This is a genomic window from Micromonospora sp. SD12 (assembly GCF_052068495.1).
GTDB lineage: Bacteria > Actinomycetota > Actinomycetes > Mycobacteriales > Micromonosporaceae > Micromonospora > Micromonospora echinofusca.
Map to the genome: position 1 here is coordinate 371642 of NZ_JBQHDF010000003.1, position 26837 is coordinate 398478.

The 26837-nt window shown below is 74.3% G+C and carries 21 protein-coding genes; 10 read left to right on the forward strand and 11 right to left on the reverse strand.

Translation table 11 applies throughout. The features are described from left to right. Positions 1 to 42: 42 nt before the first annotated feature. Positions 43 to 1218, reverse strand: a complete 1176-nt coding sequence (locus ACTMS2_RS08665) for a winged helix DNA-binding domain-containing protein (RefSeq protein ID WP_441174941.1) — start codon at positions 1216 to 1218, stop codon at positions 43 to 45. Further along, positions 1215 to 2333, reverse strand: a complete 1119-nt coding sequence (locus ACTMS2_RS08670) for an epoxide hydrolase family protein (protein WP_441174942.1) — start codon at positions 2331 to 2333, stop codon at positions 1215 to 1217. Before ACTMS2_RS08670 ends, ACTMS2_RS08665 begins: the two co-directional genes overlap by 4 nt. A 63-nt stretch (positions 2334 to 2396) precedes the next feature. Here ACTMS2_RS08670 and ACTMS2_RS08675 point away from each other — a divergent pair, with 63 nt between their 5' ends. Beyond that, complete coding sequence (locus ACTMS2_RS08675; RefSeq protein WP_441174943.1) at positions 2397 to 3407, forward strand: helix-turn-helix transcriptional regulator; 1011 nt, start codon at positions 2397 to 2399, stop codon at positions 3405 to 3407. Positions 3408 to 3411: 4 nt separating this feature from the next. Here ACTMS2_RS08675 and ACTMS2_RS08680 read toward each other — a convergent pair whose 3' ends face one another. Beyond that, complete coding sequence (locus tag ACTMS2_RS08680) at positions 3412 to 4641, reverse strand: extracellular catalytic domain type 1 short-chain-length polyhydroxyalkanoate depolymerase (RefSeq protein ID WP_441174944.1); 1230 nt, start codon at positions 4639 to 4641, stop codon at positions 3412 to 3414. 162 nt (positions 4642 to 4803) lie between these two features. Between ACTMS2_RS08680 and ACTMS2_RS08685 the strand changes: the two genes are divergently transcribed. The 3 genes from ACTMS2_RS08685 to ACTMS2_RS08695 all read left to right on the forward strand — a co-directional run bounded on the left by ACTMS2_RS08685 (position 4804) and on the right by ACTMS2_RS08695 (position 7757). Next, positions 4804 to 6624: a DUF3488 domain-containing protein gene (locus ACTMS2_RS08685; RefSeq protein ID WP_441174945.1), complete on the forward strand. Its 1821-nt coding sequence runs from the start codon at positions 4804 to 4806 to the stop codon at positions 6622 to 6624. 89 nt (positions 6625 to 6713) lie between these two features. After that, the gene (gene lipB, locus ACTMS2_RS08690; RefSeq protein ID WP_441174946.1) at positions 6714 to 7355 is read left to right on the forward strand and encodes a lipoyl(octanoyl) transferase LipB; all 642 of its coding nucleotides are present in this window, start codon (positions 6714 to 6716) and stop codon (positions 7353 to 7355) included. Between the two features lie 3 nt (positions 7356 to 7358). Then, on the forward strand, positions 7359 to 7757 hold the full coding sequence (locus ACTMS2_RS08695; RefSeq protein ID WP_441174947.1) for a VOC family protein: 399 nt from the start codon (positions 7359 to 7361) through the stop codon (positions 7755 to 7757). 41 nt (positions 7758 to 7798) lie between these two features. Here the strand turns inward: ACTMS2_RS08695 and aspS are convergent, their stop codons facing one another. Further along, positions 7799 to 9085, reverse strand: coding sequence for an aspartate--tRNA(Asn) ligase (gene aspS, locus ACTMS2_RS08700; RefSeq protein WP_250100991.1), 1287 nt, complete (start codon positions 9083 to 9085; stop codon positions 7799 to 7801). A 386-nt stretch (positions 9086 to 9471) separates the two neighbouring features. On the opposite strand from aspS, the gene lipA reads away from it, so the two are divergent. Both lipA and ACTMS2_RS08710 read left to right on the forward strand, forming a co-directional pair. Further along, the gene (gene lipA / locus ACTMS2_RS08705) at positions 9472 to 10527 is read left to right on the forward strand and encodes a lipoyl synthase (protein WP_441174948.1); all 1056 of its coding nucleotides are present in this window, start codon (positions 9472 to 9474) and stop codon (positions 10525 to 10527) included. 1280 nt (positions 10528 to 11807) lie between these two features. Then, a complete protein-coding gene (locus ACTMS2_RS08710) occupies positions 11808 to 12497 on the forward strand; it encodes a DUF4191 domain-containing protein (RefSeq protein WP_101412071.1) in 690 nt (229 codons plus the stop codon). 59 nt (positions 12498 to 12556) lie between these two features. Here ACTMS2_RS08710 and ACTMS2_RS08715 read toward each other — a convergent pair whose 3' ends face one another. After that, the gene (locus ACTMS2_RS08715; RefSeq protein ID WP_392567291.1) at positions 12557 to 12958 is read right to left on the reverse strand and encodes an RDD family protein; all 402 of its coding nucleotides are present in this window, start codon (positions 12956 to 12958) and stop codon (positions 12557 to 12559) included. Between the two features lie 301 nt (positions 12959 to 13259). Here ACTMS2_RS08715 and glnA point away from each other — a divergent pair, with 301 nt between their 5' ends. The 3 genes from glnA (at position 13260) to ACTMS2_RS08730 (ending at position 16401) form a co-directional block, all read left to right on the forward strand. Beyond that, positions 13260 to 14684, forward strand: a complete 1425-nt coding sequence (glnA, locus tag ACTMS2_RS08720; RefSeq protein ID WP_088999117.1) for a type I glutamate--ammonia ligase — start codon at positions 13260 to 13262, stop codon at positions 14682 to 14684. A 290-nt stretch (positions 14685 to 14974) separates the two neighbouring features. Further along, entirely contained in the window at positions 14975 to 15334 is a 360-nt protein-coding gene (locus ACTMS2_RS08725; protein ID WP_441174949.1) for a PadR family transcriptional regulator, read from the forward strand. After that, a complete protein-coding gene (locus ACTMS2_RS08730; RefSeq protein WP_441174950.1) occupies positions 15331 to 16401 on the forward strand; it encodes a hypothetical protein in 1071 nt (356 codons plus the stop codon). Before ACTMS2_RS08725 ends, ACTMS2_RS08730 begins: the two co-directional genes overlap by 4 nt. On the opposite strand, the gene ACTMS2_RS08735 is transcribed toward ACTMS2_RS08730, so the two are convergent. From ACTMS2_RS08735 to ACTMS2_RS08750, 4 genes are all read right to left on the reverse strand, one after another. After that, the gene (locus ACTMS2_RS08735; RefSeq protein WP_441174951.1) at positions 16393 to 17142 is read right to left on the reverse strand and encodes a phosphotransferase; all 750 of its coding nucleotides are present in this window, start codon (positions 17140 to 17142) and stop codon (positions 16393 to 16395) included. The genes ACTMS2_RS08730 and ACTMS2_RS08735 overlap by 9 nt on opposite strands. A gap of 118 nt (positions 17143 to 17260) precedes the next feature. Further along, the gene (gene mptB / locus ACTMS2_RS08740; protein WP_441175143.1) at positions 17261 to 18670 is read right to left on the reverse strand and encodes a polyprenol phosphomannose-dependent alpha 1,6 mannosyltransferase MptB; all 1410 of its coding nucleotides are present in this window, start codon (positions 18668 to 18670) and stop codon (positions 17261 to 17263) included. Between the two features lie 152 nt (positions 18671 to 18822). Beyond that, on the reverse strand, positions 18823 to 20223 hold the full coding sequence (gene mptB, locus ACTMS2_RS08745) for a polyprenol phosphomannose-dependent alpha 1,6 mannosyltransferase MptB (RefSeq protein WP_441174952.1): 1401 nt from the start codon (positions 20221 to 20223) through the stop codon (positions 18823 to 18825). Between the two features lie 86 nt (positions 20224 to 20309). After that, a complete protein-coding gene (locus ACTMS2_RS08750) occupies positions 20310 to 22004 on the reverse strand; it encodes a hypothetical protein (protein ID WP_441174953.1) in 1695 nt (564 codons plus the stop codon). Between the two features lie 159 nt (positions 22005 to 22163). Between ACTMS2_RS08750 and ACTMS2_RS08755 the strand changes: the two genes are divergently transcribed. After that, on the forward strand, positions 22164 to 22865 hold the full coding sequence (locus ACTMS2_RS08755; protein ID WP_441174954.1) for an SAM-dependent methyltransferase: 702 nt from the start codon (positions 22164 to 22166) through the stop codon (positions 22863 to 22865). 21 nt (positions 22866 to 22886) lie between these two features. Here the strand turns inward: ACTMS2_RS08755 and ACTMS2_RS08760 are convergent, their stop codons facing one another. Further along, positions 22887 to 25973, reverse strand: coding sequence for a bifunctional [glutamine synthetase] adenylyltransferase/[glutamine synthetase]-adenylyl-L-tyrosine phosphorylase (locus tag ACTMS2_RS08760; RefSeq protein WP_441174955.1), 3087 nt, complete (start codon positions 25971 to 25973; stop codon positions 22887 to 22889). Continuing rightward, positions 25973 to 26740, reverse strand: a complete 768-nt coding sequence (locus ACTMS2_RS08765) for a type 1 glutamine amidotransferase (RefSeq protein WP_441174956.1) — start codon at positions 26738 to 26740, stop codon at positions 25973 to 25975. The genes ACTMS2_RS08760 and ACTMS2_RS08765 overlap by 1 nt, the downstream gene beginning before the upstream one ends. Positions 26741 to 26837 lie beyond the last annotated feature (97 nt).

Here is a 26837-nt window from a genome sequence, read left to right on the forward strand (position 1 = left end):
CGGGCGGGGTGACCGGCTGGCCGAACAGCTCGCGCGGCCGGGCTAGGCGTGTGCGCCGACGCTGATCGGACCGACGGTCAGCGACGGCGTGCCCTCCAGGATCTGACCGACCCGCTCGACCTGCGCGTCCAGTGCCCGCCGCCGGTCGGCGCGCAGCTCGGTCAGCGGTTCCACGGTGACGTGGATCCTGCGACCGGAGCGGCGCTGGTGCCACACCCCGGCGACCGTCCCGTCCACCAGCAGCACCGGATAGTTCCCGGCCTGGCCGCCGGCCAGGGCACGTGAGCCGGCGGCGCCGGGGAACAGCAGCTCGCGCGGGTGGCAGCCGACCTGGTAGGCGTCGAAGTACGGCAGCAGCCACACCCCGGTGGGGCCGTCGGGCGGGAAGTCGGTGTCACCGGCCGCCACCCACGCCCGGGTGCCCTCGACGGTGACCTGTTCCAGGTCCAGCGACCCGAACAGCTCGGTCGCCCACCGCCGGGGCACCGCCAGCCACTGGGCGAAGTGCGCCGGGGTGGCCGGGCCGTACGCGTACAGGTAGCCGCGTGCCAGCTCGGCGAGGGCGGCCGGGCCGGCCATCGGGGCGAACCCGGGCAGCCAGCGCGCCGGGCTGGTGTGGGTGGTGACGCGGCCCCGGTTCGGGCCGGAACACATCGCCCCACGCCGGGTCGCCGCCGCCATCGCGGCCATCCAGCGCGGCCACCTGTCCTGGAATGCCTCCATCACCCGGTCGCCGGCCCACGGGCCGGTGCGGGCCACGACCTGCTCGGTCAGCTCCTCGGTGGTCAGCTCGGCGTCGCGCAGCGCGTCGGCGACGGCCGCCACCACCTGCTCGGCCTGCGCGGGAGTGAGCAGATCGCGGTTCTGCCCGTGCGGCGGGACCGGCATCGCGGACAGCGCGCCGATCCACATCGGCAGGTCGGCGGCGGCGAGCAGGTGCACGGTGCCGCGCGGCCCGCGCGTCTTGACCAGGGTGCGGTCCGCCCACAGCGCCTGACGGACCGTCGTCCGGGTGGCCCCGGCGACCCGCAGCCCGACGGAGAGCTCGGCGGCCGAGGCCACCTGGGCGTGCGCGCCGCAGATCGCGGACACCACCCGGGCCACCGGGTCCGCCGCCGGAGCGCTCCGGGTGGCACCCGCGACGAACGCCCCGGGGGCTGAGAGCGCGTGCCGCTCCAGCCGCCGGGCGTGCACCCGGGGCCAGGTCAGGCCGGTCACCGCAGGCCGCCGAAGAACGCCCGGATGTCGGCCGCGTGGGCCTGCGGTTCCTCCATCGCGACGAAGTGGCCGCCCGGGTTCCCCGCCGGCCAGTGGATGATCTTGTTGTGCCGCTCGGCGAGGCGGCGGAACAGCGGCGGGCCACCGCCGTAGACGCCGCTGGGCACCAGCGCCTGCCCCTTCGGCCAGGCGAATCGGGTGCTGTCGTACATGAACCAGGACGAGGTACCGGCGGTGCCGGTCAACCAGTACAGGGTCGCGTTCGTCAGGATCAGGTCGCGGGCGATGGCCTGCTCGGGCGTGGGCGCGGTGAGGGTGAACTCCTTGAACTTCTGGACCAGCCAGGCCAGCAGCCCGACCGGCGAGTCGTTCCAGGCGTACGCGAAGGTCTGCGGCGCCGCCCGCAGCAGCGCGTGGTGGTCCACGCCGCCGCTCATCCACTGCTGCATCTCGGCGTAGAGGGCACGCTCCTCGTCGCTCATGTCCGGCACGTCGGCTTCGGTGGGAAAGCCGAGCCCGCCGTCGACGTGGACCCCGACGACGTGTTCCGGGTCGGCCAGGGCCACCTCCGGCGCCACGTAGGCGCCGAGGTCACCGCCCTGGGTGCCGTACCGGTCGTAGCCGAGGCGACGCATCAGCTCGGCCCACGTCCGGGCGACCCGGCCGACCGTGCAGCCGGTCTGCGGCGGTGCCTGGGAGAACCCGAAGCCCGGCACCGACGGCACCACCACGTGGAAGGCGTGTGCCGGGTCGGCCCCGTACGCCCGGGGATCGGTCAGCGGCCCGATCAGCTCGGTGAACTCCACGAACGAGTTCGGCCACCCGTGGGTGAGGATCAGCGGCAGCGCGTCCGGCTCCGGCGAGCGGACGTGCAGGAAGTGCACGTCCAGCCCGTCGATCGCGGTGACGAACTGCGGGAACGCGTTCAGCCGCGCCTCCTGCGCCCGCCAGTCGTAGCCGGTCGCCCAGTACCCGGCCAGGTCGCGCAGGTAGTCCAGTGGCACCCCGCGGCTCCAGCCGTCGCCCGGCAGTTGCCGGGGCCACCGGGTGCGGGTGAGCCGGTCGCGCAGGTCGTCGAGGTCCGCTTGCGGGATGTCGATCCGGAAGGGCGTCATGCCGACCACGCTAGGAGCCATGTAGGTCAGCTTCTGTCACACATCGCTGGCATTCTCGGCGCCGTGCCCGACACCCCCGGCCGACTGCTGACCCTGCTGTCGCTGTTGCAGACCCCTCGCGAGTGGCCCGGCAGCGAGCTGGCCGCGCGGCTCGGCGTCAGCCCGCGGACCATCCGCCGCGACGTGGAGCGCCTACGCGAGCTGGGCTACCCGGTGCGCGCCACGATGGGCGCGGTCGGCGGCTACCGGCTGGTCGCGGGCCGGGCCATGCCGCCGCTGCTGCTCGACGACGAGGAGGCCGTGGCGATCGCGGTGGGCCTGCGGACCGCCGCCGGGCACGCGGTGACCGGCATCGAGGAGGCGTCGGTCCGGGCGCTGGCGAAGCTGGAGCAGGTGCTGCCCGCCCGGCTGCGGCACCGCGTCGGTGCGCTGGGCGCCGCCACCGAGCCCATGCTGACCTGGAGCCGGCCGACGGTGGGTCCGGAGCAGTTGACCGGGCTCGCCGCCGCCATCGCCAACCGCGAGCGGCTGCGGTTCACCTACCGTCGGCACGACGGCGTGGCCGCCGAGCGCCGCGTGGAGCCGCACCGGCTGGTGTCGGCGGGACGCCGGTGGTACCTCGTCGGCTATGACAACGACCGGGACGACTGGCGGATCTTCCGGGTGGACCGGATCGGCGAGCCGGTCTCCATCGGGGTGCGCGCCGCGCCACGGCAACTGCCCGCCCCGGACGCCGCCGCGTACGTGACGGAGAAGCTACTCGAACGGACCCCGGTGCACCGTGCGGTGGCGACCCTGCACGCCCCCGTCGAGGCGGTGGCCGGCCGGGTCGGCGACGCGCCCGGCGATCTCGTGCCGATCGACGCCGGCAGCTGCCGGCTGAGCGGGCACACCGACACCCTGGAATGGCTGGCCTGGCGGCTGCTGACGCTCGGCTGCGAGTTCGAGGTGCACGAGCCGCCGGAACTCGTCGCGTACCTGCGTGAGATCGGCGGCCGGGCCGCCCGGGCGGCGGGCCCGGCCCCCATGGGAGCCGGGCACACGCCGCCCGAGGTCGGGAAGGGCAGCGCGTAGCGGATCAGCAGCCGATCACCCAGTGGTTGGGGCCGGTCTGCTTGAGGGTGCTGGTGTAGAAGGTGTTGTAGAGGCCCATCCGCTGGTTGGAGCCGTTGGCGTAGGCGTAGCCGCCGGAGTGGTAGGCGCGGCCGGCGGTGACGTGGGCGTAGTTGCTGGCCGTGACGCAGGTCGGGGACGCCGTCGGGGAGGCGGTCGGGGTGGCCGTGGGGGTCGTGGTGGGGGTCGCCGTCGGCGTCGCGGTGGGGCTCGGGCCGGGGTTCCCGTTCAGGCCGAAGAAGACCGCGTCGTGGTACGCCGAGCAGATGGTGTCCAGCAGGTACGCCCCGGCGGTGCCGCACTGCTCGGCTCCGGGACCCGGGTCGACCGGGGTGCCGTGGCCCATGCCGGAGACCCGGTAGACGCGCACGTCGTCGTTGCCGTACACCTCCAGGGCGGTGTTGGCGGGCAGCGACGCGGTGCGGGTGGGGGTCTGCGGGACACCCCGGACGTTGGTCCACTGGTCGCGCAGCTCGGTGGCGTTGGCCGGTACCACCGTGGAGTCCGAGGTGCCGTGCCAGACGGCGACCCGGGGGCGCGGGCCCGTGTGCCCGGGATACGCGGCCCGCACGAGGTTGCCCCACTCCTGCGGGGTCTTGTTCACCCCGCTGTACTGGCAGGTGCTGGTGGAGGCGGGCGGGGAGCAGCGGTACGGCAGGCCGGCCACGACCGAGCCGGCGGCGAAGACGTCCGGGTAGGTGGCGAGCATGACCGCGCTCATCCCCCCGCCGGCGGAGAGCCCACTGACGAAGACCCGGCGGGCGTCGGTGCCGTAGTTGTTGCGGGCGTGGTCGACCATCTGCTTGATCGACAGCGCCTCGCCCGAGCCGCGGGTGATGTCCTGCTCCACGAACCAGTTGAAGCAGCTCAGCGGCTGGTTGGCGCTGGACTGCTGCGGCACGATGAGGGCGAACTTCCACTGGTCGGCGAACTTCTGCCAGCCCGAGTTGGCGAAGTAGCCGGCCGCGTTCTGGGTGCAGCCGTGCAGCAGTACGACGGCCGGGGCCCCCGCCGGCAGGTTGTCGGGCCGGTACGCGTACATGGCGAGGTTGCCGGGGTTGGAGCCGAAGTTGGTGACCTGGGTCAGGGTGGCGGCCTGGGCGGGGGCGGCGACGGCCGTCACCGCGGCGGCGGCGAGGACGGCCCCGGCGACCACGCCGGTCAGCCGGGCGAGCAGGGACGGGGAGCGGCGCACGGGGGCCTCCTGGGGACGGGGTGTGAACTGGGTCACCCGCGAATTGCCGCGACGTTACGTCGATGCGTCGATGTTGTGACATGGGGCACGCTCACACATTCCCGTCCCGAGGGATGTGCGTCCTGACCGGCCTGCCCCGGTGCGGTTGGTAACGTCCGCTGCGTGCCGACCTCCCCGTCCCTGGCGCCTTCGCCGGCCCCGCCGCCCCGCGTCGTCCGCCACCGGCGGGCCGACCTGACCGTGGCGCTGGTCGCGCTGGCGCTCGCCGTCTGGGTGACAAGCGGGCTGTGGCGGGACCCGAACACCCGCACCATCACGGTCAACTCCAGCGACCAGGCGCTCTTCGAGTGGCTGCTGGCCTTCGGCGGCCACGCGGTGACCCACGGCGACAACCCGCTCTTCACCTACCTGGTCAACGTGCCCGACGGGGTGAACCTCGCGGTCAACACCTCGATCACCGTCTACGCGGTGCTCTTCGCGCCGCTGACGTACCTCATCGGGCCGCCGGCCACGTTCCTGGTGATCCTCACCCTCAACCTGGCCGCCACCGCGCTGGCCTGGTACTGGCTGCTCTCCCGGCACCTGCTCCGCAGCCCGCTCGCCGCAGCCGTCGGCGGGCTGTTCATCGGCTTCTCCCCCGGCATGGTCTCGCACGCCAACGCCCACCTGAACTGGACGGCGGGCTGGCTCGTACCGCTGCTGATCTGGCGGACCTTCGCGCTGCGCCGCTCCCGCCACCCGCTGCGCGACGGCGCGATCCTCGGCGCGGTCGTGGCCGTCGCCTTCTCCATCGCCGCCGAGGGGCTCTTCTTCACGGCGCTGGCGCTCGGCGTCTTCGTCGCCGTCTGGGCGCTGCACCCGGCCCACCGCGCCGAGGCCCGCGCGGTGCTGCCGACCTTCCTGCGCGGCCTCGGCGTCACCGCCGTCGTCGCGGGCGTGCTGCTGGCGTACCCGCTGTGGCTGCACTTCGCCGGCCCGCAGCGCTTCCACGGCACCGGCTTCGACGCCGTCATCCACTCCGAGGACGTCGTCGCCTACGCGGCGTACCCGCGCCGCTCGCTCGCCGGGGAGGCGGGGCTGGGCACCCAGCTCGCGCCCAACCCGACCGAGGAGAACTCCTTCTTCGGCATTCCGCTGCTGCTGCTCACCGCCGCCTGCTTCGTGGCGCTGTGGCGCCGGGCCGACGCGGGCCGCCGGGCGACGCTCTGGGCGCTGGGCGTGACCGCCGCCGTCTTCACGGTGCTGTCGTTCGGCCCCGTGGCCAAGGTCGACGGGCGGCGCGTCGACCTGCCGATGCCGTTCGACCTGCTCGGGCACCTGCCGGTGGTCAACGCCGCCCTGCCGGCCCGGCTGGCGCTGATCGTGGCGCCGGTGATCGGAGTGCTGCTCGCGTACGCCGTCGAGGAGCTCCGGGCCGCCCCACCCCGGCGCCGCCGGACGCGGCTGGCCTGGTGGGCGGGGTTCGCGCTGGCACTGCTGCCGCTGGTGCCCACCCCGCTGCTGACCATCGAGCGCGAGCCGATCCCGCGCTTCATCACCGCCGGGACGTGGCGGGAGTACGTCTCCCCCGGCGGGGTGCTGACCCCGGTGCCGCTGACCCTCGACGTCTATCCCGACGGCCAGCGCTGGCAGGCGTACGCCCTGGCGCACCGGCAGGGCGAGTTCGCGATCCCCTCCGGCTTCTTCCTCGGCCCCGGCGGCCCCGACGGCCGGGGGCGCATCGGCCCGACGCCGCGCCCGTTCGGCGCGCTGGTGGACCAGGCCGGCCGGAGCGGGCTGGCGCCGATCATCACCGAGGGCAGCATCCAGGAGGTCCGCGCCGACCTGCGGCACTGGCGCATCGAGACGGTCGTGCTGGCCGACGAGGTGCACGGGGCGAAGTGGCCGGTCGACGAGGAGGCGATCCGGCGTACGGTGACCGCGCTGCTCGGCCCGCCCGAGCGGGTGGACGACGTGTGGCTGTGGCGGGTCCCGCAGGGCTGAGCCGGGCCGCCCGGGCCGCCCGCCGCCGGTCCTCCTCGTGAGCCGCGTCACCGATGGTGACCGGCCGGTACGGGTCTAGGCTTGGCGGCGTGACCACGACGACCCCCGGCCTCACGGCCGTCCGCGCCGGTGTCCTCGACTACCAGGCCGCCTGGGACGAGCAGCGCCGCCTGCACGAGTCGGTGGTGGCCGGCGAACGCGGTGACACCGTGCTGCTGCTGGAGCACCCGAGCGTCTACACCGCCGGCAAGCGCACGGAGCCGTGGGACCGCCCCATGGACGGCACCCCGGTCGTCGACGTGGACCGGGGCGGCAAGATCACCTGGCACGGCCCGGGGCAGTTGGTCGGCTACCCCATCGTCCGGCTGCCCGACCCGGTCGACGTGGTGGCCTACGTCCGCCGCACCGAGCAGTTGCTGATCGACGTCTGCGCCGAGTTCGGGCTGACCGCCGGCCGGGTCGAGGGGCGCAGCGGGGTCTGGGTGCCCGAGGACGACCGGGGGCCGGCCCGCAAGGTGGCCGCCATCGGCATCCGTGTCGCCCGCGGGGTGACCCTGCACGGCTTCTCCATCAACTGCGACTGCGACCTCGGGCACTTCGACCGGATCGTGCCCTGCGGCATCCGCGACGCCGGCGTCACCTCCCTGACGGCCGAGCTGGGCCACCCGGTCACCGTCGCCGACGTGCTGCCGGTCGTCGAGCGTCACCTGCCCACCCTCGTCACGGCCTGACCGGTGCGGATCGACCTGGTCACGATCGTCGTGGCCGAGTACGACCCGGCCATCGACTTCTTCACCGAGGTGCTCGGCTTCGAACTGGTGGAGGACTCCCCGTCGCTGACCAACGACGGCCGGCCGAAGCGCTGGGTCGTCGTCCGCCCGCCGGGGGCGCAGACCGGGCTGCTGCTGGCCCGCGCCGACGGCGACCGGCAGGCCCGATCGGTCGGCGACCAGGTCGCCGGCCGGGTCGGCTTCTTCCTCCAGGTCGACGACTTCGACGCCGTCCACCGGCGGATGGTCGAGGCGGGCGTCGAGTTCGTGAAGCCGCCGCGCGCCGAGCCGTACGGCCGGGTCGCCGTCTTCCGCGACATCGCCGGCAACCTCTGGGACCTCCTCGGCCCACCCCGCCCCTGACCCCACCCCGGCCCACCGCGGTGGGCCGGGGGTCGGGGGCGTTACGGGGTCAGGCGGTGGAGGTCGCGGGGGAAGGCCGTGACCTCGCGGACGTTGGTTGCGCCGGTGAGGCGGGCCACGAAACGTTCCAGCCCGATGGCGAAGCCGCCGTGCGGGGGCATCCCGTGCCGGAACGCGTCGACGTAGCCGGCGTACGGCTCGACCGGCTCGCCCCGGGCGGCGAGCGCCGCCAGGTAGTCGGCGTGCCGGTGCAGCCGCTGCCCGCCCGTCACCAGCTCCAGGCCCCGGAAGAGCAGGTCGAACCCGTTGGAGTACGCGGGCCGCGCCGGGTCCGGATGGGTGTAGAAGGGTCGCTTCGCCATCGGGTAGCCGGTGACGAAGAGGAACTCCGAGCCGTGCTCCCGCCGCGCCCACTCGCCCAGCGCCCGCTCGTGCGCCGGGGCCAGGTCCGGCTCGTCGGCCGGCGCGCCCGCGATCCGGAGCGCCTCGGTGAAGTGCACGGCCGGGATCTCCGCCGGCACGTCCGGGGCGGTGACGCCCAGCGTGGCCAGCGCGGCACCGGCCCGCTCGGTGACGCTGCCCAGCATCCCGGCCAGCGTGTCGCGCAGCACGACCATCACGTCCCGGTGGTCGGTGACGAAGCCCAGCTCGGCGTCGAGCGAGGTGTACTGCGCCAGGTGCCGGACGGTGTCGTGCGGCTCGGCCCGGAACACCGGCCCGACCTCGTAGACGCGCTCGAAGACGCCGACCATGAGCTGCTTGTAGAACTGCGGCGACTGGGCCAGGTACGCGGGCCGGCCGAACCAGTCCAGCGCGAAGACGTTCGCCCCGCTCTCGGTGGACGAGCCGACCACCTTCGGGGTGTGGATCTCCACGAAGTCGCGGGCGTCGAGCGCGGCCCGGAAGCCGGCCACCGCCGCCGCCGAGACGCGCAGCGCGGCCGCGCGGGTCGGGTGGCGCAGGGCCACCGGAGCGTGGTCGAGCTGGGTGGGCAGGCTCGCGGTGAGCGCCGGCCGGTACAGGTCGAACGGCGGCGGTACGGCGGGCGGACCGAGCGGTCGTACCGTCGGCGCGGTCAGCTCGACCCCGGCGGGGGCCGTCGGGTTCGCGACCACCGTGCCGGTGACCTCGACGACCGTCTCCTCGGTGAGTGCCTCCACCTCGGCGCGCACGGCCGGGTCGGCGACCACCACCTGGGCGAGGCCGGCGGCGTCCCGCACGATCAGGAAGGCCACCGACTTGAGCAGGCGGCGGCGGTGCACCCAGCCGGCGATCCGGACGGGCACGCCGACATGGGCGGAGAGCTGGGTGGAAAGGATGCGTTGCACGGCGGTACCTCCTCGATAATCGCAACGCGATCCCCGGGAGGTGTGGGCGAGCGGGAAACCTCGCGGTGCCACCACACCTTCGCCCCCGCTGGCGGGGGCCTCGTTCGTCGCCTTTTCACCGGGGCCAGCCGGGCGGGCTCTACTGGGCGGGGTGCCGTCCGCGCAGTCGCGCGGCGTCGGCCACCCGCCGTTCTTCCCGCAGCTCGGGAGGGTCTTCACGCGCCCGGTGCCAGACCGCCTCACAGCAACCGGCGGCTCTCTTCAACTGGCGGGTCGGGGCGCTACTCGGCTCCGTCACAGCTCTGCCGGGCACGCTAGCACCCCCGCCGACGCTCCTGTGACGGGATTTCCCCTGCCCCGGTGGCCGGCGTCACAAGGTTCCCGGGGTGACGCCCGTCGCCCGCGCTACATCGACGGCGACCGTCGGGCGTAGGCTCGGTTTCGTGACGATCGAGCACTCCGCGCCGACGACCGGCCAGGCAGCGCGCACGACGACGCCCGCCCCCGAGGGGCGGCGCCTCCTGCGGATCGAGGCGCGCAACGCCGAGACGCCGATCGAGCGCAAACCGCCGTGGATCAAGGTCAAGGCCAAGATGGGGCCGGAGTACACCCAGCTGCGCGGGCTCGTGACGCGCGAAGGGCTGCACACGGTCTGCCAGGAGGCCGGCTGCCCCAACATCTACGAGTGCTGGGAGGACCGGGAGGCCACCTTCCTCATCGGTGGCGACCAGTGCACCCGGCGCTGCGACTTCTGCCAGATCGACACGGGCAAGCCGGCCGAGTTCGATGCCGACGAGCCGCGCCGCGTCGCCGAGTCGGTGGTCTCGATGGGCCTGCGCTACGCGACCATCACCGGCGTGGCCCGCGACGACCTGCCCGACGGCGGCGCCTGGCTCTACGCCGAGACCGTCCGGCAGATCCACGCCCTCCAGCCCGGCTGCGGCGTCGAGCTGCTGATCCCCGACTTCAACGCGGTCCCCGAGCAGCTCGCCGAGGTCTTCGGCGCCCGGCCGGAGGTGCTGGCGCACAACGTGGAGACCGTGCCGCGGATCTTCAAGCGGATCCGGCCGGCGTTCCGCTACGAGCGGTCGCTGGACGTGATCCGGCAGGCCCGCGCCGACGGGCTGGTCACCAAGTCCAACCTGATCCTGGGCATGGGCGAGGAGCGCGCCGAGGTCTCCCAGGCGCTGCGCGACCTGCATGACGCCGGGTGCGAGCTGATCACCATCACGCAGTACCTGCGCCCCACCCCCCGGCACCACCCCGTCACCCGCTGGGTGAAGCCGGAGGAGTTCGTCGAGCTGCGCGAGGAGGCCGAGGAGATCGGCTTCGCGGGCGTGATGAGCGGGCCGCTGGTGCGCTCGTCGTACCGGGCCGGGCGGCTCTACCGGCAGGCGCTCGAGGCCCGCGGCATGCTTCTTGCTGAGGACAGGGTCCAATAGCTGCTGCGTACGCCGCTAGGCGTTGGTCGCTACCGCCTTCAGGCGATCGTGCAATGATTTGCCGTAGGCGCTGACCCGGTTTCGTGGCAGTTCAACCAAGGTTGATCCCTTGGCCAGGAAAACGCTACACCGTCCCAGCCAAGGGATCACAGACTACGCAAACCTCGATCTCTATTGACTCGCCATCAAGGTTGACGGGTCACATCGCCAGCATCGTCATCGTTGTCGCCATACCAGACGTTCGTACATTGCAGGGCGCCGGATCGACGAAGGCAGACCCGCACGTAGCGGTGAGCGCCATCAATTCGCTGTGACGTAAGGGTGCCACTCGAGCTTGCCGTCTTTTGACAGTAGTCCCAGGTCCCCAACGCCTGAATTTGGCTGGTCGTCTTCCAGTAGTGCTCCGCCGTACCAGTCACGGAGAAATTGGACCTGTCGATAGAGACAACGTCCCCCGAAGAGGCGTTCTCGACCTTCGCGATCACTGACGCGTTGGCGCGGTTGCTGTAGAGGCGCACGGTCTTCCCATGCAGGGTCGCAGGATAACGCGTATCTCCGGTCGTACCGCTGCGGAGCACCTCGCCGTCCCCCAGCGCATTCCAAGCTCCCGAGACGCACCGTTCAGCGGCTTGCGCCGGGGCAGTCGCCGCCACCTGCACTCCCACTATCCCCCCGGCGGCCATAACTAAGGCAACGAATCCCCGCCCCGCACTAAGAATAGGCCTTCTCACTGCACCCTCCCCCGCTTCGGTCAATATTTCTCCATCGATACAACCAGATGCACTAGTCGGAGGCAAGACCCCGAGAACATCGACCTCCCCCGCTCCGTCCACCTCACAAACCGCCTAGAGAATTGCGCTTGACCTGGATGCGCCCACTAAATAGAATGTCGCCCCTTCGCAGGATGAACCACGACGCGGAGATAGATATCCAGCTTGACCAGAGGCCCGCCTCGACCAACAACTGACCCCACTACGCAACATTTGCAATGGGGCCGGCGCCAAAACCGCGTTGACCGAGGTACACAGCCCGGTCACCCGGAACTGGTCAGGGGCACTCATCTACGGGATCGCGCCGAACAAATTCGCCGCTAGAAGGATCTCAGCGAGGCGATCCCCCTCGCTGCACGCCGGCCTGACGCTCTGGAGAAGCAGGGGTATCACTCCTGATCTTCGCCCGGCGCCCCTCCTTACCCCGGGCCGCCGGGGCGCCGGGGCGGCGTAAGGTACTCAGCCCGGCCGCGGACAGGGCGACGTGCGGCGACCACTAGACTCTGCGGCATGGCAAAGCCCCAGGAGAAGGTCTCGTTCGGCCAGCGGCTGAAGCAGATCGGGATGGTGTTCAAGTTCACCGCCAAGCAGGACCGGTGGTTCGCGCCGATGGCCGCCGGCGCGGTGCTGATCCCGCTCGCGCTCACCGTGGTCGCGGTCATGCTCTGGGGCTGGATCTGGCTGCCGCTGGGCATTCTGTTCGCCCTGCTCTGCCTGCTGATCGTGCTCAACCTGCGCTCCAACCGGGCGATGATGAACGCCGCCGAGGGGCAGCCCGGCGCGGCGGCCCAGATCATGGAGAACATGCGCGGCGACTGGCGGGTCACCCCGGCGGTCAGCTCCACCACGCAGATGGACATGGTCCACCTGGTCATCGGCCGACCCGGGGTGATCCTGCTGGCGGAGGGCAACCCGCAGCGGGTACGCGGCCTGCTCGGCCAGGAGAAGCGGCGGCTGGCGAAGGTGATCGGCTCCGCGCCGCTCTTCGACTACGTGATCGGCCAGGAGGAGGGCGAGCTGCCCATCCGCAAGCTGCGGATGACGCTCATGCGGCTGCCGCGCAGCCTCAGCGGCAAGGACGTCAACTCGCTGGACAAGCGGCTCAAGGCGCTCACCGCCCGCCCGCAGATGCCCAAGGGCGCGATCCCGAAGAACATGCGGCCCGCGCGGGGCGCGTTCCGCCAGACGCGCGGTCGCTGACCCACGACGCGTACGCGAAAGAGCCGGGCCTTCTCGCAGGGCCCGGCTCTTCGCCTGTGTCAGGAGCGGGGGGCGTCGGTGACGACGGAGCCCGTCAGGCGGTCGTGCAGGCCGCGGCGGTGGCCGTCCATCAGCAGGGCCGGAACGACCAGGGCGAGCAGCAGACCACGCAGCAGGGCCCGGGCGACCCCGATGCGGCCGCCGTCGGCCCAGGCGACGCAGCGGATCTTCGTGATGAACATGCCCGGCGTCTGCGCGAAGAGCCCGAGGAAGAAGCCGTACTCGACGATCAGCACCAGCACGGGCGCCCACCCGTCGCGGACCGGGTCGGCGAAGCCCCTGGCGGCGAGGAGGCAGAGCACCCAGTCGATCACCAGCGCGCCGAACCGGCGGCCCAGGCTGGGCGGGGTGAAGGCGGGATCCGACGCGGGCGGTACGGGGCGATCATGCGGGTTGGTCACAGCGGTCAAGGGTATCCAGGTCGCATGGACGGATCGGGACGACCGCCCGTAGCGGGGTGGGCGTGCGCCGTGCGCCTGCCCGGGTGGGCGGGCGGGCGGCAAAAAGGGGCGAAGGCGAGCAACTGTCAATAGAATGGCACAGCCGATGACGTCCGGCCGCCCGGTTCGGCCCGTCCGAGCGGCGCGGATGACGCTCCGCGAGGGACGTAACACGGCAGAAACACTCAAGACATGGCCGGGCAACCGCGCGGCCATAGCGTCGCCAGGAGCCTAGCCACCCGTGGACGTGCCAGGAGGACGTGTGTTCGCCAATCCCGAGGAACTCCTGCGATACCTCAAGAACGAGGACGTGAAGTTCGTCGACGTACGTTTCTGTGACCTGCCCGGCGTGATGCAGCACTTCAACCTGCCGGTCGAGTCTGTCGACGATGCCTTCTTCACCGAGGGCCTGGCCTTCGACGGTTCGTCGATCCGCGGTTTCCAGGCGATCCACGAGTCGGACATGCTCCTGCTCCCGGACGTCGCCACCGCCTTCATCGACCCCTTCCGGGCGCAGAAGACCCTCGCGCTCAACTTCTTCATCCACGACCCGTTCACCCGCGAGGCCTACAGCCGGGACCCGCGCAACGTGGCGAAGAAGGCCGAGGCCTACCTGGCCGCCAGCGGCATCGCCGACACCGCCTACTTCGGCGCGGAGGCGGAGTTCTACATCTTCGACTCCATCCGCCACGAGACCTCGGCCCACCAGTCGTTCTACTACATCGACTCCGTCGAGGGCGCCTGGAACAGCGGGCGTGAGGAGCCGGGCGGCAACCGCGGCTACAAGACCCCCTACAAGGGCGGCTACTTCCCGGTCCCGCCGGTCGACCACTACGCCGACCTGCGCGACAGCATCGTGCGCCGCCTCGTCGACAGCGGGTTCACCGTGGAGCGCTCGCACCACGAGGTGGGCACCGCCGGCCAGTCCGAGATCAACTACCGGTTCTCGACGCTGCTGCACGCCGCCGACCAGCTCCAGCTCTTCAAGTACATCGTGAAGAACGAGACCTGGGCCAACGGCAAGACCGCGACCTTCATGCCGAAGCCGCTCTTCGGCGACAACGGCTCCGGCATGCACACCCACCAGAGCCTCTGGCTCAACGGCGAGCCGCTGTTCTACGACGAGACCGGCTACGCCGGCCTGTCCGACATGGCCCGCTGGTACATCGGCGGTCTGCTGCACCACGCCCCGTCGCTGCTGGCCTTCACGAACCCGACCATCAACTCGTACCGCCGGCTGGTGCCGGGCTTCGAGGCGCCGGTCAACCTGGTCTACTCCCAGCGCAACCGCTCCGCCTGCACCCGCATCCCCGTCACGGGCAACAACCCGAAGGCCAAGCGGGTCGAGTTCCGCGTACCGGACCCGTCGGCCAACGTCTACCTCGCCTTCTCGGCGATGATGATGGCCGGCCTGGACGGCATCAAGAGCAAGATCGAGCCGCCGGCGCCGATCGACAAGGACCTCTACGACCTCCCGCCGGAGGAGTGGGGCGACGTCAAGCAGGTCCCCGGCTCGCTGTCGGCGGTACTCGACTCCCTCGAGGCCGATCACGACTACCTGCTCGACGGCGGCGTCTTCACCCCCGACCTGATCTCCACCTGGATCGAGTGGAAGCGCACCAACGAGGTCGACCCGGTGCGCCTGCGCCCGACCCCGCACGAGTTCGCCATGTACTTCGACTGCTGACGCAGTCAGCGACACGCAGGAAGGCCCCGGGTCCGCCCGGGGCCTTCCTGCGTGTCGCCCCCTACGGGCACGCGCCTGCCCCGTCCGGCCCACCCGCACCCCGACCCGACCGGCTCCGCGACCCGGCCGGTGGAACACCACGGGTGTCACCGGTGGGCTTTGACACCCGTGGTGTTCCACTCGACGCGCCATCGGCGCCCAGTCAGCCGGCACGACCGGACGGCGCGGCCGGAGCAGGTTCAGCACGTAACGGGCCACCGCATACCTTCGCGTCCGATATATTGCGGGGCGTGGACACACCGCTGCGCGAACCCACCTTCCTGATCCTCACCGCGCTGGCCGGCGAGCCGATGCACGGCTACGGATTGATCGGCGAGGTCGCCGCCCTCTCCGACGGGCGCGTGTCGCTGCGCCCCGGCACCCTCTACGGGGCGCTCGACCGGCTGACCGACGCCGGCCTGGTCGAGGTCGACCGCGAGGAGGTGGTGGACAGCCGGCTGCGCCGCTACTACCGCCTCTCCCCTGCCGGCGACGCCACGCTGGCCGCCGAGACCGAGCGCCTGCGCCGCAACGTCGAGGCGGCCACCGCCCGGCTGCGCGCCCGCGCGGCCCGGCCGCTCGCCCCGCGTACCGCCGGGGGTCTGGCATGAGCGAGCTGGAGCGGCGCTACCACCGCCTGCTGCGGGCGTACCCGGCCGAATACCGGCGGGCGCGCGGCGCGGAGATCGTCGGCACGTACCTCGACCTGGCCGGCCCGGAGCGGCGCTGGCCCTCGCCGGCGGACGCCGCGGACCTGCTGCGCGGCGGCCTGCGCCAGCGGCTGCGGGCCGCCGGGGCCGCCGACCTGATCCCGGGCGTACGCCTCGCCGCCGTCCTCGCCTTCCTCACCGCGACGGCGCTGGCCGGGGCCTGGTCGGGGCTGGAGCTGCACCCGCCGATGGCGCAGTGGGGCGTGCCGCACGCCGGGCCGTTCGTCTCGCTCGGGATCGGGGTGTGGGCCGCCTGGCTGCTCGCCGCGGCCGTGTACGCGGCGGCACCGGGTCGCTGGACCCGCCGTGCCGTGGCTCTCGCCCTGCTGTTCACCGTCGCGGTCGTGCCGGTCACGACCCTCGCCGGCCTGCCCCGACCGCCGCTGTTCGTGCTGTTGCCACAGGTCGGGCTGGGGCTGGTGGCGCTGGGCCTGCCCGAACGGCCGCCGGCGCTGATCCGGGCGGCGCCCCTGCTCGCGGTCGCCGCCGCCAACCTCACGAGTGTCAACCTGCTGCCCCGCTACGACTCCTACGTCAGCTACCACGGCTGGACGGCGAGCGGAATCCTGCCCGGCGCCGCCGTGACGCTGCTCGTCGTGGTGCTGCTGCTCGGCGCGGGGTTGGCCCTGCGGGCCGACCATCGGGGCGGCTGGGCGCTGCTGGTGCTGCTGACCCCGCTCGGCCTGCTCTTCCTTCAGCCGCTGGCCGGCGCGCTCGACGGCAACATGCGCGGCGCCCCCAACCCCGGCTGGGACGCGCTCGCCGCGACGGCCGTCGTGGTGGGCCTGGCCGGCCCCGCGCTGCTGCCGCTGGCGATCGCCCTGCGCACGCGCCTGCGTGGAGCTGGGCCGGTCGGGACCGGCGACCGCTGCCCGACCTGCGGACGCACCGCCGAGCGGGCCCCTTGGACCAGCGGCAGCGGCACCCGCGCGAGGTCCGCTCGCGGCGGCAAAGGGCGGTCAGCGTAGGGCGGCCTCCCATGCGTCGACGTGGGCGTCGAGGTGATCGGCGGTGGCCAGCCAGTACGGGCCGTCCTCGGTCCAGATCCGGGCCCACGGCTCGCGCCGCTGCTCCGCGCCCTCGCGCAGCAGGTCGTACATGGCCCGGGCGCGACGGCCCAGCGTGGCGGCCAGGGCCGGACGGGACGCCTCGTCCAGGCGGTAGCCGTCGGCGAAGGCGCGCAGCCGGGCCGCCGACTCGGCCACCGGCCGGTCCGGGCGCAGGCCGCCCATGCTCTGCGCGGCGTACGCGACGTCCCAGAGCCGGGAGCCCGGCGCGGCGGCGTCCCAGTCGATCAGCACCCAGCCCCGGTCCGCCCTGATCAGGTTCCACGGGGCCACGTCGTTGTGGCACACGAGTTCCTCCCGGTCCGGCGGGATGAGCCGCTGCCACGCCGCCCCGGCCGGCGGGATGAAACCGGCCAGCGCCTCGTGCAGCTCGGCCAGCATCCGGCCGATCGCGAACAGGTCCGCCACCGGGTACGTGCCCGACGCCGCGCCGACCTCGCCGGGGACGTACTCCAGCACCTGCCGGCCCTGCGCGTCCCGGCCCAGCGGTCGGGGTGCGCCGGAGAACCCCACCGCGTGCAGGTGTTCCAGCAGCGCGTCCACCGCGTCGGTCCAGGGGCCGACCGGGCGGCGCACGGTGTCGCCGACGCGCACCACGCCGGCGGTGGCGTTGCCCGGCAACGGTTCCTCGGTTGCGCTCATCCCCCGATCATGGACCCGCCGGCCGAAGCACGCCGCACGGCCCGCCGTCCGAAGCAGGCGGCACGGCCCCGCCGTCCGAAGCACCCCGCACGGCCCCGCCGCCGCCGGGACGGGCTCCTCAGCCCGGATGCGCGGCACCGGTCCGGCGGAGTCGGAGCAGGCCCCACACCGTGAGTCCGAGCGCCAGCGCGGTCATCGCCAGCGCGCCCGGGGCCTTGCTGAACCGGGCCAGGTTGGTGCCGTCGGGCAGGGTGAGGAAGGCCGCCGCCGCGCAGGGCGCCACGAACCAGGTCGTCCGCGCCGCAGCGACCGCGAGCACCGCTAGGGGCCAGGTGGCGTACCAGGGGTGGAAGACCGGCGCCAGCACGACCGTGGCGGCCAGCGCCAGTCCGGCCCCGAGCAGGGCGGCCCGGGGGCGGGCGGCGTCCAGGCGGGCCGCCCGTTGCCGGACGTCGTTCAGCCGGCGCAGACCCGACCACGCGCGCCACCACAGCGCCGCCACCGCCACCGCTAGCAGCAGCAGAGCCACCGCGCGGGTGACCGGCACCGCGCCCGGTTCCCGGCCGGCGAGCCCGCCCGCGTAGTCGACGACGAAGCCGAGCGCCGTGGGCGGGGAGGTCCACTGCTCGGAGTCGCCGCTGCGGGTCAGCCCGCCGACCCAGCCGAGGCCGAGGCCGGACAGCAGCGAGGTGGCCGCCACCGCGCCGATCACCCCGCCGGCCAGCCAGCCGCCGTCGCGCAGCAGCGCCCGCAGGGTGTAGCGGCCGAGGACCGCCGCCAGCACCGCGAACGGGAGCACCACCACGGCGGTCGCCTTGACGGTCACCGCCAGCCCGAGCAGCGCCCCGGCCAGCAGCAGCGGCCCCGGCCTGCCGGGCCGACGGACCAGCACCAGCAGGCCCGGCAGGAGCAGGCCGAGCATCACGGCGTCGTTGTGCGCGCCGGCCACCAGGTGCACCCCGACCAGCGGGCTGGCCAGCGCCAGCCAGGCCGCCCGGCGGGTGGGCACGCCGGTGGCCCGGGCCAGCCCCGGCAGGCACCCGGCGGCCAGCAGCACCCCGGCGACCGCGAGCAGGCGGAACGCCACGACCGCGCCCACCAGGCCACCGCCGAGGGCCACGGCGAGCGCGGCGAGCAGCATGAAGACCGGCCCGTACGGCGCCGGTGTGTCCCGCCAGATCGGCGCGACCGCGTCCACCCAGGGGCAGCCGGCCTCGGCCACGCCGGTGGCGTACGGGTCGACGCCGTGCGCGTACGCCCAGCCCTGGCAGGCGTACGAGTAGACGTCCCGGCTGCCCAGCGGCGGGGCCGCCAGCAGCGGCAGCGCCCACAGCCCGGCGGTCAGGTACGCCCACCGCATCGACGGCGCGCCACCGCGCAGCGCCCACCAGGCGCCGACCATCAGCCCGGTGCCGCCCAGCCACAGCGCGACGGTCCACGGCTCGTCGGCGGGGCCCGACACAGGGGTGGCCCGGGGCAGCGCGCCGCCGAGCCAGCCGGCGACGGTCAGCAGCACCGCCCCGGCCAGGCCGGCCCAGCGGGCGGACCGGGCGGCGCCGGGCGACGGCGGCGGGGGCCCGGATGGCGGCGGGCCCTGGGGCGGCGGCGGGGATCCGGGCGGCTGCGGGATGCCGGGCGAGGCCGGCGGAGCGCCGGGAGTGGCCACCGGCGTACCTCTCCTCAGTCCACGACGGCCGGCCGACGTGCCGCCCGAGCCGACCGTACCAAGCGGACCACCACCACGATCACGAACAGCGTCATCAGCGGCGCCCCGACGGTCTTGGTGTACCGGGGCAGCCCCGTACCGTCGGCGAGCACCAGGAACGACGAGACGATCGCGACGACCGCGAACCACCCGGTGCGCCGGGCCGTGGCCGCGAGCACCGCCAGCGGCCACACCCAGTACCAGGGGTGGTAGAGCGGCGCGAGCGCGACCGTGGCGGCCAGTGCCAGGCCGGCGTGCCAGATCGGCTCCCGGTGCCGCGCCCGCCACCACAGCCAGAGCAGCACCAGCGCCAGCACCGCCATGCCGATCCCCCGGGTGACCGGCAGCGGATCACCGTGCCAGCCGAACGGCGCGGCGAGGTAGCCGACGGTCTGGCCCACCGCCGTCGACGGCGAGGTCCAGGCGACCACCAGGCCGCCCTGTTCCAGCCCGGTCACCCAGCCGAAGCCCAGGCCGGTGGCGAGGGTCGCGCCGACCACGGCGGCGACCGAACCGCCGACCACCCACCCGCCGTCGCGCACCAGCGCCCTGATCGAGTACGCCCCGACGATCGCGGCCAGCGCCGCGAACGGCACCACGACCAGCGCGGTCACCTTGATGGCGGCGGCGAGCCCGAGCAGCACTCCCCCGCCGAGCAGCGGCCCGGGGCGGCCCGGCCGGGACACCACCACCGCCAGCCCGGCGACGAGCAGCCCCACCATCAGCGCGTCGTTATGCGCCCCCGAGACCAGGTGCACCCCGATCACCGGCGAGCCCAGCGCCAGCCAGACGGCCCGGCCGGCCGGTACGCCGCAGCGGCGGGCCAGCGCCGGCAGGCTGGCCGCCGTCAGCCCGATGCCGGCCACGGCGAGCAGCCGGAACAGCACGATGCTGCCGACCAGCGACCCGGTCGCCTCCACCACCGCACCGGCGAGCAGCACGAACAGCGGCCCGTACGGGGCCGAGGTGTCCCGCCAGATGTAGGACACGGTGTCCAGCCACGGGCAGGGCAGCGCCGAGACGCCCTGCTCGTACGGGTTCAGACCGGCGGCGTAGCTGGCCCCCTGGCAGGCGTACGCGTACACGTCCCGGCTGCCCAGCGGCGGCGTGACCAGCAGCGGCAGCAGCCACAGCCCGACGGTGACCAGCGCCCAGCGGGTCGACGGCACGCGGTCACGCAGCGTCCACCAGGCGTACGCCATCGCGCCGGTGCCGACCGCCCAGGTGGCGATGATCAGCGGGCCGTACGGGCCCTGCCAGATGCTGACCGGGGTTGGGCGCAGGTTGCCGTGGGGGAACGCTCCGCCGAGGAACGCGGCCACGGCGAGCAGCGTCGAGCCGGCGAGGCCGAGCCAGCGCGCGAGGTGGTGAGGCACGCCCGACATGCTGCCAGCACGGCGGCCGGGGACCGACGGGTGGGCACTGCCAGCCGATCTCCCCGGTGGCCCCGGGCGGCGTCGCGTCACGAGCCGGTCGGGCCGCAGTGCCCCGCCGGGGAGAGGCTGCTGGTGACCCGGTACGTGCCGGCGACCCGCGCCCGCACGGTGGTCCAGCCGTCCGCACCGGGGCGCAGGCAACCCTCGGCGTCCGGCAGTGACAGCCAGCGGGACCAGCGCACGCGTACCAGGACGTCGGCGGGGGTGTCGACGGTGAACCGCACGCCGGCCGCGGTGGACTCGACGAGGCTGGCCGGCGGGCTGACCAGCGGCGCGGGATCCACCACCTCGTAGAGCCGCCAGCGGCCCGGCCGCGCCACCTCGCGCAGGTACGGCTGCCCGGTGAGCACGAGAGCCGCCTCGCCGCGCGCGTACCGGTCGGGGACGTCCTCGGGCGCCACCGCCACGAGGCTGACCGCGTTACGCCGCAGCCAGTCGCCGTACTCGGCGGCGTCGGGCCCGGAGCCGTAGAACAGCGGGTTGCGGTCCACGTCGACCTGCCGCTCCCAGCCGCGCGCCACCGGTACGGCCTCCGCCACGTACGCGCTCTCCCAGTGGTCGCGCAGCGGCACGACCTCGACCCGACCGACCGGTGCCCGCCGGCGCAGCTCGTCCAGCAACGGTTCATAGAACGCGGCGTGCACGGGTGCCGACCCCATCCGGGCCAGGTCGCTGGTCATCACCGGCGACTGCCACCAGAGCAGGGCAGCCAGCAGGGCGGCCAGCCACCGCGGGCCGAGCACGACGAACGCGGCGACGACCGGCAGCGCGAAGAGCATCGGCAGGCGCAGCGCGTTCGACCCGATCGGGGTGGGCAGGTAGTAGGCCGCCACGAGCAGCAGCGCGCTGAGCGCCGCCCCCACGCGCAGCACCCGGAGCGGCACCAGCGCGAGCACCACGACGGCGAGCGCGACGTTGATCCGCATGGACTCGGCGGTGAAGGGTTGCCGGCCACCGTTGCCGAACATGAGCGCCATCGGCCCGATCGCGGCCAGCGGGGCCAGACACAGCACCAGGCCCTCCGCCCGGAGCGCGCGCAGCGACCGCGCCCACGGTTGGTGATCACCGCGCTGGTGTGCGGCAGCGCGCCACACGTCGGTGACCAGGAGGGCTCCCCCGGCCAGCCCGGTGAACAGGCCGGCGACCGGGCTGCCCCAGGTCGCGAGCGCTCCCAGCGCCCCGGCCAGCACCAGGCGCGCCCAGCGGGGGCCGCGGTGGGTCGCGACGGCGCAGAGCCCCAGCAGGCCGAGCATCAGGCCGACCGCGAAGGTGATCCGGCCGCTGGCCAGGTTTCCCACCAGCACCACGGCGCCGAGCACGCCCCCGAGCAGGGGCCTGGGGGCCCGCCCCCGCAGCAGCAACCAGGCCAGCGCCACGGCGGAGACGACGGCTGCGACCGCGCCGACCTGCCGTGTCCCGACCGCCGCGCCGAGCGTCTGGGTGTAGAGGCTGTAGCCGAACTGGTTGACGCCGCCGTACCACGAGAAGTCGATGGGCGCGAAGCCGTGGCGGGCGGCGAACCCGGCGCGGGCGGCCTGCGCCGCCAGGTCGGTGCCCATGGGCGGCGCGAGCAGGAACGCCCCGGCCAGCACGACCGACACCCCGAGTGTGCCGAGCAGGGTGCGCCGGGCGTCTCGCGTCGCGGCCACGTCCACCCGCCGCCCGGGGGTGGCGGGCGGTTCGGCGGTGTTCGTCGGGGAACTGCCCCGGTTGGTCGGCACCGAGCAGTCCTACCACGTCAGCCGGCCGACGGCCGGGCCGGGGCGACGGACACCGCCTCGGCCATTGTTGCCGTTCCGGCAACATTGCTTGCTCCTTCCGCCGCCGGCGCGCACGATCGGGACAGCAGGTCACGAGGCAGCGCAGCAGGAGGACGAGACGTGCACCACGACACGACGGCCGGGCAGCACCGGCACGACGACACCCCAACGACCACCGGTCAGGGCGGGCGGCACCCGGACGTGGACCAGGAGACCGCGCGGTTCTGGGAGGAGCACTACGGGCGGCACGAGCGGGTCTGGAGCGGCCGGGCGAACCCGATCCTGGTCGACGTCGCCGGCTCGCTGCCGGCCGGCACCGTGCTGGATCTCGGCTGCGGGGAGGGCGGCGACGCGCTCTGGCTGGCCGGGCGGGGCTGGCGGGTGACCGCCGTCGACGTCTCCGAGACCGCCCTCGCCCGCGCGGCCGAGGAGGCGAGCTCCGCCGGGGTCGCGTCCCGCATCGAGTTCCGCCGGCACGACCTCACCCGCACCTTCCCGCCGGGCGAGTACGACCTGGTCTCCGCGCAGTTCCTCCAGTCGCCGCTGGAGTTTCCCCGGGCGGAACTGCTCCGCTCGGCGGCCCGGGCCGTGGCACCCGGGGGCCGGCTGCTGATCGTCGAGCACGGCGAGGTCCCGCCGTGGGGACGGCACGACCACGCGCACGTGCGCTTCTCCACGCCGCAGGAGACCCTGGCCGCGCTCGACCTCGACCCCGAGCGGTGGGACACCGAGCGGCTCGACGCCCCGCGCCGCCAGGCCACCGGCCCGAACGGCGAGACCGGCGAACTCGTCGACCACGTGGTGCTGGTCCGCCGCCGCTGAGGATCCGGCCGTCCGGCGGGCTCAGGAGTCGAGCACGCGTTCCATCGCCGTCCGGGAGCGGCGGCAGGTGCGCAGATATTCGTCGAGGAACTCGCCGGGGTCGTCGCGGCCCAGCAGCCGGACCACCCCGGCCAACTCGACGCCGTGCCGGGGCAGCTGGTCGCCCTCCCGGCCCCGGACCAGCATCAGCGCGTTGCGGACCTGCGCGGCCAGCGTCCACCCGGCCGCCATCTCCGTGGCGTCCGTCGGATCGACCAGGCCCGCGTCCCGGGCCGCCGCGAGGGCGTCGAGCGTACGCGTGCCGCGCAGCGCCGGGATCGCCCCCGCGTGCCGGAGCTGGAGCAGCTGCACCGCCCACTCGACGTCGGCGAGGCCACCCCGCCCCAGCTTGGTGTGGGTGGCCGGGTCGGCCCCCCGGGGCAGCCGCTCGTGCTCCACCCGCGCCTTGATCCGGCGGATCTCCACCACCTGCTCGCGGCTCAGCCCGTCGGCCGGGTAGCGCACCGGGTCGACCATCGCCTCGAACTCGGCGCCGAGATCGGCGTCGCCGCAGACGAACCGGGCGCGCAGCAGCGCCTGCGCCTCCCACACCTTCGACCAGCGGGCGTAGTACTGCGCGTACGCGGCGAGGCTGCGCACCAGCGGGCCCTGCCGGCCCTCCGGGCGCAGGTCGGCGTCCACGCCCAGCGGCGGGTCGGGCGCGGGCATGCCGAGCAGCCGGCGCAGCTCCTCGGCGATCGCGCGGGCGGCGCCGGCCGCGCGATCGCCCGCGTCGGCCGGCGCGTCGTAGACGAAGAGCACGTCGGCGTCGGAGAGGTAGTTCGACTCGTACCCGCCGAGGCGGCCCACGCCGATCACGGCGAAGCGCAGCCCCGGCACGGGCGGTTGGGCGACCCGGGCGGCCCGCAGCGCGGCGGCCAGGGTGGCGTCGGTGACGTCCGCCAGGGCGGTGCCGACGGCGGTCACGTCGGCGAGGCCCAGCGCCGCCCGTGCGCCGTCGGGCCGGGGCGGCGACGGGGCCAGCGAGCCGGCCCGGCTCAGCAGGTCGGCGCAGGCGATCCGGACGAGTTCCCGGCGGCGCAGCGCGCGGATCGCCCGGGTGGCCTCGACCGGGTCGGCGTGCCGGGCCGCCGCGGCGGCGAAGCCCTCGCAGAGGACCGCGCGGGGCCGGGGGGTCAGCTCGCTCTCCTCGGCCAGCAGCCGCAGCGCCTCCGGCTCGCGGGCCAGCAGGTCGGCGGCGTACCGGGAGGAGGAGAGCACCCGGGCCAGCCGGCGGGCCACCGGCCCGGAGTCGCGCAGCAGGCGCAGGTACCAGGGCGTGCTGCCGAGTTTGTCGGAGACCTGCCGGTAGTTGAGCAGGCCCCGGTCGGGCTCGGGGGCGTCGGCGAACTCGCTGAGCAGCACCGGCAGCAGGGTGCGCTGGATGGCGGCGGTGCGACTCACCCCGCCGGTGAGGGCCTGGAGGTGACGCAGCGCCCCGGCGGGGTCGGCGAAGCCGAGGATCTCCAACCGGTGCCGGGCCGCCTCGGGGGTCAGCCGCAGCCCGTCGGCCGGCACCCGGGCCACCGACTCCAGCAGCGGCCGGTAGAGCAGCTTGGCGTGCAGTCGGCGTACCTCGGCCGCGTGGGTGACCCACTCGGCGCGGAACTCCTCGACGGCGCTGCGGCCCGGCGTGGCGGTGTGGCCCAGCGCGGCGGCCAGCCAGCGCAGCGCGGCGGGCTCGGTCGGCACGGTGTGGGTGCGGCGCAGCCCCTGGAGCTGGAGGCGGTGCTCGACGCCGCGCAGGAAGCGGTAGCCGCGCAGCAGCGCCTCGCCGTCGGCCCGCCCGACGTAGCCGCCGGCGACCAGCGCGCGCAGCGCCGGGATCGTGCCCGGTACCCGCAGCGACTCGTCGCCCCGGCCGTGCACCAGTTGCAGCAGTTGCACGGCGAACTCGATGTCGCGCAGCCCGCCCGGGCCGCGCTTGATCTCGCGCTCCAGCTCCTTCGGCGGGATGTTGTCGATGATCCTGCGCCGCATGGCGCGCACGTCCTCGACCGCCTCGGGCCGCTCGGCGGCCCGCCACACCAGCGGGGCGAGCTGGTCGATCCACTCCCGGCCCAGCGCCAGGTCGCCGGCCGCCGGCCGCGCCTTGAGCAGCGCCTGGAACTCCCAGGTGCGCGCCCAGCGCCGGTAGTAGGCGAGGTGACTGGCCAGCGTCCGCACCAGCGGCCCCCGGTTGCCCTCCGGGCGCAGCGCCGCGTCCACCGGCCAGGCGACCAGCCCGCAGACGTGGATCAGCCGGGTCGCGACCGTGGTGGCCGCCGCGAGGTCGTCGTCCTCGGCAGCCACGAAGATCACGTCGACGTCGGAGACGTAGTTTAGCTCGTCGCCACCGCACTTGCCCATCGCCACGACGGCGAGCCGGGGCCGGGGGGTGCCCTCCGGCAGCTCCCCGACCGCGATCTCGTACGCCGCCGCCAGGGTCGCGTCGGCCAGCGCGGAGAGCGCCGCCATCGTCTGCTCCAGGCCCCGGCCGCCAGTCAGGTCGGCCGCCGCGATCCGCAGCAGCGCCAGCCGGTACGCCTTGCGCAGCACCGCCACCGGCTGCCCCTCGCCGGACAGGTCGAGCCGTCCCTCGGCGGTCGGCGCCAGCCCGTCCGGAGCGGTGCGCAGGGCCGGCCACTGGTCGGGGTTGGCGACCAGGTGGTCGCCGAGCGCGGAGGAGGCGCCGAGGACGGCGATCAGCCGGCGGCGCAGGCCGGCGTCGTCGGCGAGCGCCGCCAGCAGCGCCGAGGGCGCCTGCTCCGGGGCCACCCGAGGCTCGGCCTCGATCGGCGTCCCGGCGTGGGCCTTCCCCCGGGGACGACCGACGGCGCGGCCGGTGCCGTTCGCGGCCACCCGGCGCTCGGCCTCGACGAGGCGGTGCAGCTGGCGCAGCGCCAGGTCCGGGTCGGCGGCCCGGGAGAGCGCGGCGAGCAGCTCCGCCGCGCGGTCGTCGGCGGGTTCCTGCGCGTCCGGCCGCCACAGCCCGAGCCCGTCCGGTCCGAGCAGGTCGGCGGTGCGGGTGGCGTCGGTGCCGAAGCCGTAGCGGGCGAGCCGTCCCGCGGCCCTGGCCGGCCGGCTCATCACTGCCCGAGCAGGGGCAGGCTACGGCGGGGCGTGGCGTCGTCCAGCTCGCCCAGGGCCAGGGCGGCGAACCGGGCGGCGAACGGCTGCCAGACCTCCTCGACGTCGACCATCACGTCGTGGCAGGCCGCCACCACCAGGTCGGGGTCGTAATCGAGCTCGGCGAGCAGGGTCGAGTCGGCGGCCCAGTCGGCGATCATCGCGGTGTCGCACTCGATGTGGAACTGCAACCCCCAGGCCCGGTCGCCGAGGCGAAACGCCTGGTGGGGATAGCGGGTGGAGGCGGCCAGCAGGGTGGCGCCCCGGGGCAGCTCGGTGATCTCGTCGGCGTGCCACTGGAACACGTCGGGCATCAGCGGAACGTAGCGGAAGAGCGGGTCGGTGTCGGCGGCGTCCCGCTTGCCGACCACGCAGGGCCCGACCTCCGGGCCGCTCGGGCTGCGTACGACCTCGCCGGCGTGCGCGGTGGCCAGCAGCTGCGCGCCGAGGCAGATGCCGAGGGTCGGCACCCGGTGCCGGACGGCCTTGCGCAGCAGCCCCTCCAGCGCCAGCAGCCAGGGCGCGCCGGGCGACCCGTCGGGCAGCGGGTACGGCGCCAGCGCGCCGCCGAGCACCACCAGCGCGGAGTATCCCGCCAGGTCGGCCGGGATCTCGTCACCGGCGTGGGCGCGTACCACCCACAGGTCGAGGCCGGCTTCCGTCAGCCACTCCCCCAGCCGGCGGACGTCGTCGGTCGGGTCGTTCTCGATCACCAGCGCGGTAGCCACGACGTCGAGGCTAGCCGGTGCCCCCGACGCACCCCGGAACGCCTCCGCCGGGCGCGGCGGGTGTTCGGCTCAGGGGGCGCGCAGCGCGTCGAGCATC